The organism is Bacillus sp. UNC41MFS5, from assembly GCF_000686805.1.
This window is the reverse complement of record NZ_KK366017.1, coordinates 1244635-1257857: the sequence shown is the minus strand read 5'-3', so window position 1 is coordinate 1257857 and position 13223 is coordinate 1244635. Positions and strand designations below refer to the sequence as shown.

The window sequence follows — 13223 nt, the reverse complement described above, 5'->3', positions numbered from 1 at the left end:
AATACTCGGAATGACGACTTTATTGTAGCAGCTACTCCCCTTTAAAAAGGAAATATTTAATTACTTATAGTTTATTATACTGCAAAGAAAATGTCAATGTTAGTTTAAGAGTTTAATAACCACATACTTCACGGCTTTGCACTTTACAACCCGTAAACCTCGGTGTATTTTTTTTCAAGATATTCAACCAGATATTCCGCGTTTAATTCTTCCCCCGTTACCTTAACAATCAATTCGTTTGGTGTATAAAGCTTTCCGTATTGATGAATCTTTTCTTTTAACCATTCTTGGATAAGATCAAAACGTCCATTTTCAATATGGTTATAGAAATCTGGAAGGTCTTTTTGAATCGTACGGAGAATTTGAGCTGCATAGAGATTCCCTAATGAATAGGACGGGAAATAACCGATGCCTCCAAAAGACCAATGAACATCCTGCAAAACGCCTACCGCGTCAGTACTAGGTGTTACACCGAGATAATCTTGCATTTTTTGATTCCAAACTACTGGCAGATCCTTCGCTTCAATCTCTCCTCTAATTAAGGCTTTTTCGATTTCATAACGAAGCATGATATGCAAATTATAGGTTAATTCATCGGCTTCAACACGGATAAATGATGGCTGCACCGTATTTACAGCCCGATAAAATTCGTCAACAGTCATATGTTCGAGTTGCTTTGGAAAATACTCTTGAAGTTTAGGGTAGAAGCACTTCCAGAATTCCTTACTGCGGCCGACCATATTTTCTAAAAATCTCGATTGAGATTCATGGATACCGAAGGATGCCCCACTCTGTAGAACTGATTCCTCAAACTGAGGATTGATATGCTGCTCATAAATTCCATGCCCAGCCTCATGAATGGTTCCAAATAAAGCAGAGCGGACATTTCCTTCTAAATAACGAGTTGTTAATCGTACGTCACCTGTATTAACGGTTTGTGCAAAAGGATGGACTGTTTCGTCCAATCTACCCGCATCAAGGTCAAAGCCTAAAATGGGCAGGATATAGCGGTTAAATTCTTTTTGCTTTTCAATCGAAAATGATTGTTCAAAAATTTCTGCCTGTGTCCGCTTTCCATTTTGTTGAATGCGTTCCAACAGCTTAACACTAGAATCTCTTAATTTTGAAAACAATGGATCGAGTTTTTTCACCGTTAAACCTGGTTCAAACTCATCTAAGAGGGCATCGTACGGATGGTCCTCATACCCATAGATATCAGCAAATCTTCGCTTGTAATCAACGATTTTCTCTAAGTACGGAAGGAAGCGAGCAAAATCATTGTTTTCCCTTGCCTCTTCCCAAGCATCATTTGCCTGAGCCGTTAAGATGCTGTATTCCTGAAATAGGTCCGCAGGAATGCTCTTTGATTTTTGGTAGTACTCTTTATATTCTCTAACTTTTGCTCTTGTCACTTCATCTAATAATACCAAGTTATCAGGAAGAGTTAGCTCCGCTAGCAGTTCTCCCATTTCCTCTGAAACAGAAAGCTTAAAAATTTCCGTCCGAAGGGTCCCCGTTGCCTTGGCAAACGTACTTCTCCCTTTTTTCGGTGCCATGACTTTTTGATCCCAGTCAGCTAAACCAATGATGCTTGAAAAATGAGTGATTTTTTCATCCAAAGTCTTAAATTGCGCTAATGCCTTAAGTACCACTGGATCAATGACTTTCTGTTCCATAATCTAGACCTCCTATCAATCTCTCGTTTCTAGAGATGTTTGTTAAAGAATCAACCACATCCCTTTCTGATTATAAAGTAAAATTAAAAATTTGGGCAAAAATTAGAAATTTTTTTATTGACAAAAAATTCATCATTCTAGAAACATGTCGATTTATAAAAATTCCTAGGAATTAATTGGAATAATTATCATACTGTCATATACAAATGGGCAGTATATATATGTAATTTATATTGGTTCTGAAAAAAGGATGTGCAGGAAATTGGAAAAACAGAAAATGAAGAAGTCTCATTTCCCCGTTCGTCTAAATATTCTATTTTTCAGTGTTTTTTTCTTATTTTCCGTACTAATCCTCCGGCTTGGTTTTGTGCAAATTGTTTATGGCGAAAATTTCAAAAGAGATTTAGCAAGAAAAGAAGATATCACAATTAGTAGTCCTGTCCCGCGAGGAAGAATCCTTGATCGAGATTACAGAATTATCGTTGATAATGTCCCTAAAAGTGCCATTTCCTACACCAATGAAGGGTTTAGCCAAGAAGTCATGCTCGAAACAGCTGAAAAATTAGCAAAACTGATTTCGAAAAATACAAACAAGGTGACAGAGAGGGATAAACGTGATTTCTGGATTATTATGAATCCAGAACGTGCGGATGCCAAAATCTCGAAAAAGGAAATGGAATTATATTATGCAAAGAAATTAACAGATAGTGATATTTATAAATTTAAATTAGAGCGCATCACAACTGGCGAATTAAAAGAATTGACTAAAAACAGACTAGAGGTCCTTGCGCTTTATAAAGAGTTTAACAGCGGCTACAAGTTTACGACCCAAATAATAAAGAATGAGGATGTAACTGCGAAAGAATTGGCAGTTGTGAGTGAGAATCTACAATCACTTCCTGGAGTGGATACTACAACGGACTGGGAGAGATCTTACGCTTTCAACCGAACCTTAAAGTCGGTGTTAGGAAAAGTAACCAAATCCGATGAAGGGCTGCCTGCTGAGCAATTGGAATATTTTTTAGCAAGAGATTACAGCCGAAATGACAGAGTGGGAAAAAGTCAACTTGAGTGGCAATATGAAAATGTCTTACATGGTTACAAATCAAAAATAAAAAATGTAACCGATAAAACAGGAAATGTGATCGAAAACCATCCCGTATCAAATGGTAAAAAGGGTAAAGACCTTGTCTTAAGCATTGATATGGATTTGCAAAGGAAGGTTGATCGAATCATTGAAGAAGAACTTTGGGCTGCGAAAAGATATCCGGGAACCTATCTAACTGACCGAGCATATGTGGTTTTAATGAACCCAAAAACTGGCGAAGTCTTAGCTATGTCTGGTAAAAAAATAGTTAGAAATAATCAAACAGGCAGTGTAGAAATGGAAGATGACGCTCTCGGTACATTTACCACCACCTATAACGTTGGTTCTACTGTCAAAGGAGCTACTATTTTGACTGGATATAAAACAGGGGCTATCGCTCCAGGTACGGTTTTTGATGATGCAGGTTTAAAAATCCGGGCCACTCCTTTAAAAAAATCCTATGCCTACTTAGGGAGATTAAATGAAATTAATGCCTTAAAATTATCTTCCAACGTTTATATGTTCCATACAGCGATAAGAATTGGAAAAGGACATTATGAGTACGATCAACCCATAAATATAAGTTCAAAGGCTTTCGATACCATTCGAAACTCGTTTTCCTCGTTCGGTCTTGGAACCAGAACAGGGATTGATTTACCAAATGAGCAATCGGGATTTAAAGGTCAAAGTCATCTTCCGGGATATCTGCTTGACCTCGTGATTGGACAATACGATACCTATTCTGCCATGCAGTTAGCACAATATGTTTCTACCATAGCAAATGGCGGTTACCGAATGCAGCCGCATGTTGTCAAACAAATGCTCGAACCTAAAGAAGGAACAAGTGAACTTGGGCATGTTGTAAAAGAAATCCCCCCCACGGTCCTAAATACAATTGATATGAAATCGGATTGGTTGTACCGTGTCAAATTAGGTTTTAAAAAGGTTATGCAAGAACGCGGCGGCACGGCGTATAAGTTTTTCGGCAATGCACCTTACTCTCCTGCCGGTAAAACAGGAACTGCTGAAGCCTTTTACGACGGTCCTGAACGGTACCGATTTGGGAAAGAACCACCACCAGTGATGAACCTTAGCTTGGTAAGTTACGCCCCTAGTTCGAATCCAGAAGTGGCTATGGCCGTTATTGTTCCATGGGCTTACCAAGGTAAAAAAGACAATCGAGCGAACCTGAAAATTGGTCGCCGCGTCTTGGATACTTATTTTCAGATGAAGAAAAGATAATCATTACAAGGGTGCCAAGTTAATGGCATCCTTTTTGTTCCGTTATTCCCTTCTTTCATTATTTCTTAGCACTGATTTCACTGCCTTTTCAATTTCTGCATAGCCGGTACAGCGGCAAATATTTGACTCCAGCCATTCTTTAATCAGGTTATCATCTGCATCTGGATGCTGCTCGATTAACGAGTAACAGTTCATAATAAATCCCGGTGTGCAGTAGCCACATTGGAAGGCAAAGTTTTCGACAAATGCCTGCTGAATGGGTGTATTCTCCAAACCCTCTATCGTTGTTACCTTCTTTCCATTCGCTTCAACAGCAAGCATTAGGCATGATTTCATCGGCCACCCATCAATATTGACTGTACAAGCACCGCAATCCCCGTTCAAACACCCAGGCTTAGCGCCTGTCAGTCCAAGTTTACCTCGAATTGCATATAAAAGTGTGTCGGCAGACCGTACCAGTATGTTTTGCTTTTCTCCATTTATGTTTAATATAATCGTGTGTGATTTCACCTTTCCCCCTCCTTCATGCAATTAATCTATCATTCTCAAGAACCAGCAGGAACCAATGCAGAACACACATCTAACAAGACATTCCGTAATACAAATAGCCTGTAATCTGCTGACCCTTCAACATCATCTAAAATCGGCTTCGGTAACTTAGCGATGGCATCAGTAATTCTTTGAGTCAACGGCAGTCCTTTATTATTTAAAGAAGACTCCAACTCCTTTGACCGAAACGGAAATGGGCACAAGCCGCTGATTGCGACGCGCACCTCCTGCCCCAATTTTAATGCGGCCACTGTAATTAATGGATAGCCAGTGTCCCACTGCTGACGGCGTTTGATACTAATAAATGGTGCAGCAATAAACCGCGTTTCTGTTGCTAATTGGACAAGAAATTCCCCATTTTTTAATCGAAGCTGCTCTTGAAAAATTTCATTAATTGGTACCATCTTTTTTCCTTCAGGTCCAATAGTTAAAACTTGGCTATCTGAAAGTAAAAATGGTAAAACGGTTTCTCTGTAAAAGATTCGTGCACAAATGTTCCCACCTAAAGTAATTTTCCCTCGCGACGTATGATCCGCAACTTCACTAGCTGTTTTCGTTAATAACGGAAAAAGATTTGCCTCTTCAATCTTTGTTAGCGAAAGAGTACTGCCAAGCAACAAATGATCACCGCTTACCTGCATTACCTTGGATTCAGGGATATCCTTAATATCAATAACCGCCTCGGTATACGCTAAATCGATTCTTCCAAGCGTAATTAATTCCGTACCCCCTGAAAAGAACATTGGTTTCTTTCCACCTTTATCTAAATACTGATATAAATCGACTGCTTCTTTTAATGTGTTTGGTTTAAAATAATCAAACTCAAAGGGAAGCATTTTTTTGCGCCTCCTTTGTCTTCCAAATTAATTCAGGAATAAGAGGCAGATGGTGAAGTGAAACCCCTGCAGCTGTATACAAAGCATTACCGAGTGCAGCAGGCATGCCCATTAATCCTTGCTCCCCCACACCTCGGGCCCCATACGGACCATCTAATTGCGGTGTTTCAACGAATGCCACTAAATATTCTGGATTTTCACCATAGCGGAGTGGCCGATACGTTCGGAGCTGCGGATTAAGAACCCTGCCGAGTTCGTCAAAATAAAACGTTTCCCTTCCAGCAAAAGCTAATCCCATGCTCATCGCACCCATTACCTGGCCCAATGCTGCTTTTTCATTTAAAACTCGACCAATGTCGACCACGGTACAAGCTTTCAATAGTCGAAAGGTATAATCTCTTTTATCGATTTCAATTTCTACACCATAGGCTGAAACTGTCCACTCAGGTCCTGGCTTACCCGCTCTACTCTCAGGATCCAAATGGGTAAGATGACGCAAAATATAATTCCCTCTGCCAATAATTTGTCCGCCTATCGAATTACCATTTGGGTATTGATATCCATAGCAGATGTCTTTGACCGGAATTCCGATCGAAGGATCGTCTCGTAAATAGACTTTATGATGTGCAACTTCTAAATCTTCTGTTGGTACTCTTAAAACGGTTGAAGCAATTTCCTTTAACTGTCTAATTACATCATCAGCGGCTTCAAGCAGAGCTCTTCCAGCCATAAATGTTCCTCTGCTGGCAACAGTCTTCCAATGTTCTGGTATTGTTTGCGTATCCACTTCCATCCGAACATGTATCATATCCACGTCCATCTTCAACCTTTCGGCAAGCAACTGAGCAAGGATGGTTTTTGTACCAGTTCCAATTTCAATCACACCAGAAAGTAAATTGATACTTCCATCTCGATTAAATGTTAATATCACTCCCGAAGGGGCATTGGGATCAATCGTCGATGTTTTCCAACTGCAGCTAACTCCCTTTACTCTAACAATCCGTTCGTTTACTTCTTTGATCGCACCTTCATCCCATTTGATTAAATCTCTTACTCTCTCAATACACTGTTGTAAGTTACCGACATTACTTTTATTTAGACGGACCCTTGTCGGGGTAGTGTGTCCAGGTTTAATCGCATTTATATACCGAAGTTCGAGCGGGTTCATTTTTATTTTTTGTGCAAGTAAATCCAATGTTCGCTCAATGGCAAAGGAAAGTTCGGAATGGCTAAAACCTCTAAATGGTGATGCATATGGGTGATTTGTATACATACAATAGGAATCACACCAGACATTTTGTATGTTATATGGTCCAGTACAATCGGCCGCTCCAGCCCTAGTTAGGTCAATCGCTTTATCGGAATAGGCTCCGCCATCCCATAAAAAACGAATTTCTGCTGCCTTAATTTTGCCGCTGCTGTCTGCTCCGAGCTTAATTTTTGCATCTAAACCGATGTGACAGGGAGACGTTAAGATATCTTCTTCTCTCGTATTGAGAATCTCTACAGGTTTACCGCCAACAGCCTTTGAGGCTAGATAGGCCAGAACTTCCAGTTGAACGGCAACTTTTCCCCCATAGGCACCGCCTACAAGCGGGGTACGGACAATAATTTTCCCCATATCCTCACCAAAGTAATCAGCGATTAGTGTTTTGACCATAAAAGGTGCTTGAGAAGAAGTGGTAATAAAGATATTTCCATCGGGCATGATTTCGGCAGACGCACACCTTGTTTCCATTGCCGCATGATCAGAAGGAGAAAATGAATAACTTGCTTCCACCACTGTGTTAGTGTCAGCCCACCCTTTTTCCATATTACCTTTACGAATTTTTATATGGGAAGCAATGTTGGTGTCAGGCACCGGATGCGAGTCATCCTCTTTTTTATATTTTCCTAAGTTTTCATGGACTAAGGGGGCTCCTTTTTCAAATGCTTGGGATGGTGAGTTTACGACCGGCAGCAATTCATATTGGACTTTAATCAGGTCGGCCGCCATTTTAGCCTGGACTGGTGAATCAGCTACAACAAGTGCAACCGTTTCACCGTGATAGCGAACCTTATCAAAGGCGATAGGCGGCCGGTCCCGAATGGCCTCCCCTGTTAATGGATACTCCTTTCCAGCAAGAATGGCCCTTACCCCATTAATCTTCCAAGCTTCGGATGTGTCAATTTTCACTATCTTCGCATGGCCATAAGGACTAATGACCATTTTGCCAGATAACATAGGAATGGAATGGTAATCATGGGTATATTTTGCCCTCCCTGACACCTTATCCAGTGCTTCTTTACGAATGACGCTTTTCCCAATAACCTCCAAATTTCTCCCTCCCCCCCGCGATTATGTGATGACCTATCCTATTTATATTAATTGAGAGGCTATTCCTAGAATGATATATTTTTTATGTTTAATGGATAATGTCCTTTTCATGGCTTCATCTAAATCAATAATTATCTTTTTTTAGACTAATGAAATATACTATTAATTGGTATGATGTTACATTTATTGCAAAAAATATATTAATTCTATATCCAGTAAAGGAAGAAGTCATGAAGAAAAATCGAGCATTATTTCTCACGGCGGTTGCATCAGGAACAATGTTAAATCCGCTGAATTCATCAATGATTGCCTTGGCATTACACAGTATTCAAAAGGATTTTCACCTATCCTTTTCCACGGTTTCCTGGCTAATATCCAGTTTCTATTTAGCAAGTGCGGTAGCACAACCAGTGACGGGAAAGCTAGGAGATATCTTTGGCCGAAAAAAGACCTTCTTAACCGGACTTATTGTAGTTGCCCTGTCAGCGATTGGTGCCCCTCTTGCATCCTCCTTTCTGATGTTACTTGCAATGAGGCTGCTTCAATCGATAGGCTCTAGTGCCATTTATCCGTCTGGAATGTCGTTAATTCGAGACCATATTAAAGAAAGACAGGCTTCAGCCCTTGCCGTTTTATCAATTTTTGCCTCCGCCATGGTCGCACTTGGGCCGACAATCGGTGGTTTCTTAATCGTTTTAGGGAATTGGCCAGCTATCTTTTGGGTTAATTTTCCATTTATTCTCCTCAGTTTTATTTTAGGTTGGTATATGTTTCCCAAAGACCTGAAACAGGATAAGTCTCAAATCAAGGGACTACTTTCTCATCTAGATTTTCTAGGTATTGGTTATTTCGCTGCAGGAATGGTCTTCTTTTTATGGTTCCTGTTATCCTTTGAAACGAAAATACATTATCTTTCGGGTATTGTTGGAATCATTTTTTTCTGTTTATTTGCTTGGAGGGAATTAAGGGTCAAAGAACCATTTATCGACATTCGGATTTTCAGAAAACATCCTAAGCTTTCGATGGTGTATATTCAGTTTATCTTGTTAAATATCTTTTTCTATTGTTTATTTTTCGGACTGCCAAGTTATTTTCAAGAAGGAATGGGTTTAAGTGTTGAAATGAGCGGTCTGTTAATGTTATTTATGTCCGGAGTCAGCATTCTTATTTCATCTGTTACGGGGAAATGGATCGATCGTTTCGGAGTAAACCAGCCAATTATGGTTGGGGCTTTTATATCTATTATAGGTGCACTGTCATTTATGCTGTTTTTTATTCATTCTACCTTTCTCGGTATCGGGATTATTTTATCAATCATGGGCTTAAGCTACGGAATTGGAAATGTGGTACTACAAGTAGCAATGGTTAAGGAAAGTCCAAATGCGATACTTGGGACAACTTCCGGCCTGTTTCAAACTTGCCGATATTTAGGCTCTATTCTAGCTTCCATCATCTTAGGATTAATTTTTGGTGAAGAGATTACAGCGGAAAGTATGAAAATTATTGGACAGGTTTTACTGGTAACAGGAGTCATCAGCTTTTTAATGAGTTTATGGTTTTCACGAGAAACATTGAATTTTAGAAAAATGAGGCATGTCTAACAGCTGAAATATAATAAAAAAAGAAACAGACTCGTGTCGAGTGCTGTTTCTTTTAATTTATCGGCAATACATATAACAACACACAAAAAAAGTGTGCTGCACTTGCGGCCAATACAAACACGTGCCAAACCGCATGGTGATATCTAAACCCTCGCCACACATAGAAAATGGCGCCTAGTGTATAAAGTGCACCGCCTATAATTAAAAAGGTCATTCCTTGTGGCGAGAGATTATTCACTAAAGGTTTCCAGGCAAAGACAATTAACCACCCCATGACAACATAAAGAGCTGTCGAGGTAAAAAGGTACTTTTTCACAAAAAAGCATTTAAAGACTGTGCCAGCAATCGCTAGTCCCCAAACTATTCCGAAAAGTGTCCAGCCCAGTGCTCCTTTAATTACTATTAGTAGAAACGGGGTATAGGTCCCGGCAATGAAAAGGTAAATAGAAGAATGGTCAAAAATTTCGAAAATGTCCTTAACCTTTCCTTCCGGGAAGCTATGAAGCAGCGTAGAAGACATATATAGAATAAACATTGTTACACCAAAGATTGTAAAACTTATGATATGCCAAACGTTTCCATAAAGGGATGAGTAGACAATTAATATTACTAAGGCAGCAATACTAAGCATTACTCCTATTCCGTGTGTGATTGAATTCGCTAGTTCCTCTTTCTTTGAAAAAACATGTGTTGCAGCCATTAGAATTCACTCCCTGCCAATAATCAAACCTTAAATGATATTGATGAAAATACCATGATAATAACAGGAGGACAATGTATATTTGTCATTAATTATAGAAAAAAGTGTAACTCATCCTTGAGTATCAATATCCTTCCTATTATTATCAATCATTTTCTTAATGTTTTCTTTTGGACTCCAGCAATTAAATTTGTAGGCCGTTTTTGTTTCAAAGCCTAAACGACTACAATAATAGTGCATCCCCTCTGCCCTTTTCTCCGCTTTAAAATGCCTGCATGTCGCGCAACAATGAAAATCTCTCATTTTATCACCTTTTCTTATACTATTAATCTTTCGTTCATAATTTATTAATATTTATCCATTATCATATAAATAGGTTCACGGAAGAACCTTAAACCTCCGCCCCCTTAAAATATAGATTAGTTTTGCATACCCGGCCAATAGCTGGGTAATTTTTTTATCTCATGGGAAAAGCACGCATTCATACTTAAATGCGTGCTTTTGTTCCATATCCTTCAAATAGTAAGAAGAATACACATTTCGTTAAAGAGAAAACATAAGATAAACAGCTGTTCCCCACATTATTAGAGCCGAAATTTTATTTAAAATAAGAATAAATCTCCCTGAGGAATCTACTTTCCCTACCAAACTGCCCACAATCGACAAACCAAAGAACCATAGCCAGGAAACCAAAATACATACCACCATAAAGGTAATTTTGGCTGACCCCGAATATGATAAGGAGCTAGTACCAATTACTCCAATGGTATCCATGATTGCGTGAGGGTTTAATAAAGAGACTGAGGCAGCAAAGATAATCTGTTTTTGGGGTGAAAATCTATCACCTGTTGTTTTCTCGGCATTCGGTTTACTTTTCCATGTTGAATACCCCATGTATAGCAAAAATAATATCCCAAAAAGCAATAACGTTACCTTTATCCAGGCAACACCTAAAACAACCGCTGAGACACCAAAAACAGCTAATGAAATAAGTAATGTATCACAAATGGAAGCGGTCAAAACGACTGGTAGAACGTAGAACCATCGTGACTGCATCGCCCCTTGATTAAAAATAAACACATTTTGGACTCCGAGAGGCAGGATGAGTCCAAAAGCTAAAATAAATCCATGTATTGCGGCACTTATCATTTTTTTCTCTCCATATGTATTTTCTAAATTAAGTATACTTCTTCTAAACCCTGTCAATAACAATACCAATCAATGAAAAAAATTGGGGTGTATTTTATGCAGGGAATTTATTTTATTAATGATCGTATTTCTTTAAATGGACAAAGTAAGGAAGAAAGTATAGCTTTTCAAGAACAATCTTTAAAAAATTTTATCAATGAGCAAAAAATTCAAGTCGTAAAGTTCAATCCTTATCAGTTGAATGACTACTACACCATTCCACATGCGCTTCTTTATGACTTAAAAAAAGAAAAAGTTCATATCGATTGTTTTTTGTATTATTCCTCACAGGTGATAGAAGATTTCATTTACAGTTATCCAGCTAAATGGCTCATCTTAAAAAGCTTTTTTAAGGAAGTTATCTCTGTTGAAAAACAAAATGATTTAAACATTCGAGAAGTCGTTTAATCCAATGATTTATTTGCTTGTTTGCGATAAATAATAATAAAGTTAATGATAAAAATAATAATGAAATAAACTCCATATATTCCAAAAGAGTAGAGCTTGTTGTTACTAAATAATGCACCTGCGTACGACAACAGTAGAATATTTGGTATTTTTCCAATGAATGATGCCGTAAAAAAAGTTAACCATTTAACATGACTTAAACCACAAACGATATTAACAACCGGTGCCGGTATGATTGGAATTAATCGACAGGTTAAGATCGCAACAAAGGAATTCTTATTTAGAAGCTCATCGTATTCTTGAACCTTTGGATAATTCATTAGTTTTTGCTGAGCATAATCACGAAAACCATACCTAGACAGGAAAAAGAAAGCCATTGTTCCTACCATGGCGCCTGTTAAGGATACAATCAACCCTTGAGATGTTCCAAATACCGCACCAATCGTTCCTGCTAGAACGGGAAATGGAATGACGGGAAAAAAGACACAAATCGCTACTAATAACATACTTATTAAAATGGATAAGGCTCCCCCTTGTTGAACAAGGTGAAGTAATTCATCCTTTTGAAATAAACCAATTGCTATGATTAACAATAGAATTCCTATACTTAATATTCTTTTAAACATCCGACAACTCCCTTCACTTCATTTTTTGATTAATCCTATCATACTATATTTTTAATTTTTGAAAAATAAAAGGGCCTTTCGTGTTGAAAAGGCCCTTCTGATTTTCTATTAAAATGCTGTTCTCGCACCAAGGTATCTTGGTTTCCAATAGGAATTTGTCATATCAGCGATTGATACGCCTTTTGAACCAGCTTGAATGAATTGGTTGTTGCCCAAATATATCCCTACATGTGTAGGACCAGGAGCGTATGTTTCAAAGAATACTAAGTCTCCGGGTTTTGGGGTGCTGACAGCCTTCATTCCTGACCATTGTGTGGCCGCCGTTCGTGGAATTGATACTCCAACCTTATTAAACACGTAGCTCGTTAGCCCACTGCAATCAAAACCAGCAGGCGTATTTCCGCCCCATAAATACGGTGTCCCAATGTATTTTTTTGCTTCTTCCATTACCATTTGCGCCTTTGATACTGTTGGGACCGGCACTGGTGTTGTTGTTCCACTAGTAGTTATTTTCAAAACTTGTCCAATATAAATTGTATCAGATGTAAGATTATTCAGTGATTTAAGTTGGACAACAGTAAGTTTGTTACGGATCGCAATTAGGTATAATGTATCCCCTTTTTGGACTGTATAGGTTACAGTTGCTGTTTCATGGCTGTGTGGTGCTAATAATGTCAGCTTCTGATTTACATAAAGAGAATCAGTCGTAAGTTGGTTCCAAGTTTTCAAGTCTGCAACACTGACTTTATTGGCTTGTGAAATTTTCCATAGAGTATCCCCTGATTGGACAGTATAAATGTTTTCGTGTGCACTAGCCGTTCCAACATATGTAGAAAACAGGATCCCCGCCGTTGCTGCGATAGATAGTAGATGTTTTTTCATCGTAGCACCCTTTCAATTTCGTTTATGTACTTACATCATAAACGACTGTGAATGGTTGGTTGAATCCCCAAAGATATGGCTTACTAGTAAAAAAATAACAGTATTAACAAA

The 13223-nt window shown here is 38.6% G+C and carries 11 protein-coding genes; 3 read left to right on the top strand and 8 right to left on the bottom strand.

All coding sequences use genetic code 11. The features are described from left to right. Nucleotides 1–143: 143 nt before the first annotated feature. Nucleotides 144–1676, bottom strand: coding sequence for a carboxypeptidase M32 (locus BR30_RS0122365; protein ID WP_051633728.1), 1533 nt, complete (start codon nucleotides 1674–1676; stop codon nucleotides 144–146). Between the two features lie 262 nt (nucleotides 1677–1938). Between BR30_RS0122365 and BR30_RS0122360 the strand changes: the two genes are divergently transcribed. Further along, the gene (locus BR30_RS0122360) at nucleotides 1939–4005 is read left to right on the top strand and encodes a peptidoglycan D,D-transpeptidase FtsI family protein (protein ID WP_026566941.1); all 2067 of its coding nucleotides are present in this window, start codon (nucleotides 1939–1941) and stop codon (nucleotides 4003–4005) included. Nucleotides 4006–4047: 42 nt separating this feature from the next. Here the strand turns inward: BR30_RS0122360 and BR30_RS0122355 are convergent, their stop codons facing one another. Genes BR30_RS0122355 through BR30_RS0122345 form a run of 3 tightly spaced genes read right to left on the bottom strand, consistent with a single transcriptional unit; the run spans nucleotide 4048 to nucleotide 7707 of the window. After that, on the bottom strand, nucleotides 4048–4515 hold the full coding sequence (locus BR30_RS0122355; RefSeq protein WP_026566940.1) for a (2Fe-2S)-binding protein: 468 nt from the start codon (nucleotides 4513–4515) through the stop codon (nucleotides 4048–4050). Nucleotides 4516–4550: 35 nt separating this feature from the next. Further along, nucleotides 4551–5390 carry an FAD binding domain-containing protein gene (locus tag BR30_RS0122350; RefSeq protein ID WP_026566939.1) on the bottom strand — a complete coding sequence of 280 codons (840 nt, stop codon included), beginning with the start codon at nucleotides 5388–5390 and terminating at the stop codon, nucleotides 4551–4553. Then, nucleotides 5377–7707: a xanthine dehydrogenase family protein molybdopterin-binding subunit gene (locus BR30_RS0122345; protein ID WP_026566938.1), complete on the bottom strand. Its 2331-nt coding sequence runs from the start codon at nucleotides 7705–7707 to the stop codon at nucleotides 5377–5379. Before BR30_RS0122345 ends, BR30_RS0122350 begins: the two co-directional genes overlap by 14 nt. A 149-nt stretch (nucleotides 7708–7856) precedes the next feature. Between BR30_RS0122345 and BR30_RS0122340 the strand changes: the two genes are divergently transcribed. Further along, nucleotides 7857–9308: an MFS transporter gene (locus BR30_RS0122340; RefSeq protein WP_155928770.1), complete on the top strand. Its 1452-nt coding sequence runs from the start codon at nucleotides 7857–7859 to the stop codon at nucleotides 9306–9308. 52 nt (nucleotides 9309–9360) lie between these two features. Here BR30_RS0122340 and trhA read toward each other — a convergent pair whose 3' ends face one another. Together trhA and BR30_RS0122325 are read right to left on the bottom strand one after the other, a co-directional pair. Next, nucleotides 9361–10008: a PAQR family membrane homeostasis protein TrhA gene (gene trhA / locus BR30_RS0122335; RefSeq protein WP_026566936.1), complete on the bottom strand. Its 648-nt coding sequence runs from the start codon at nucleotides 10006–10008 to the stop codon at nucleotides 9361–9363. Nucleotides 10009–10551: 543 nt separating this feature from the next. Next, complete coding sequence (locus tag BR30_RS0122325; protein ID WP_026566934.1) at nucleotides 10552–11157, bottom strand: LysE/ArgO family amino acid transporter; 606 nt, start codon at nucleotides 11155–11157, stop codon at nucleotides 10552–10554. Nucleotides 11158–11253: 96 nt separating this feature from the next. On the opposite strand from BR30_RS0122325, the gene BR30_RS0122320 reads away from it, so the two are divergent. Beyond that, nucleotides 11254–11604, top strand: a complete 351-nt coding sequence (locus BR30_RS0122320) for a hypothetical protein (RefSeq protein WP_026566933.1) — start codon at nucleotides 11254–11256, stop codon at nucleotides 11602–11604. Here BR30_RS0122320 and BR30_RS0122315 read toward each other — a convergent pair. Beyond that, on the bottom strand, nucleotides 11601–12230 hold the full coding sequence (locus tag BR30_RS0122315; RefSeq protein WP_026566932.1) for a TVP38/TMEM64 family protein: 630 nt from the start codon (nucleotides 12228–12230) through the stop codon (nucleotides 11601–11603). The two genes, BR30_RS0122320 and BR30_RS0122315, sit on opposite strands and share 4 nt — an antisense overlap. A 108-nt stretch (nucleotides 12231–12338) precedes the next feature. Further along, the gene (locus tag BR30_RS0122310; RefSeq protein WP_026566931.1) at nucleotides 12339–13112 is read right to left on the bottom strand and encodes a C40 family peptidase; all 774 of its coding nucleotides are present in this window, start codon (nucleotides 13110–13112) and stop codon (nucleotides 12339–12341) included. Between the last annotated feature and the right edge of the window lie 111 nt (nucleotides 13113–13223).

Coding starts and splice junctions, on each gene's coding strand:
- BR30_RS0122365 (WP_051633728.1), bottom strand. CDS start 1,676: ATGGAACAGAAAGTCATTGATCCAGTGGTACTTAAGGCATTAGCGCAA.
- trhA (WP_026566936.1), bottom strand. CDS start 10,008: ATGGCTGCAACACATGTTTTTTCAAAGAAAGAGGAACTAGCGAATTCA.
- BR30_RS0122340 (WP_155928770.1), top strand. CDS start 7,857: ATGAAATATACTATTAATTGGTATGATGTTACATTTATTGCAAAAAAT.
- BR30_RS0122325 (WP_026566934.1), bottom strand. CDS start 11,157: ATGATAAGTGCCGCAATACATGGATTTATTTTAGCTTTTGGACTCATC.
- BR30_RS0122350 (WP_026566939.1), bottom strand. CDS start 5,390: ATGCTTCCCTTTGAGTTTGATTATTTTAAACCAAACACATTAAAAGAA.
- BR30_RS0122310 (WP_026566931.1), bottom strand. CDS start 13,112: ATGAAAAAACATCTACTATCTATCGCAGCAACGGCGGGGATCCTGTTT.
- BR30_RS0122315 (WP_026566932.1), bottom strand. CDS start 12,230: ATGTTTAAAAGAATATTAAGTATAGGAATTCTATTGTTAATCATAGCA.
- BR30_RS0122320 (WP_026566933.1), top strand. CDS start 11,254: ATGCAGGGAATTTATTTTATTAATGATCGTATTTCTTTAAATGGACAA.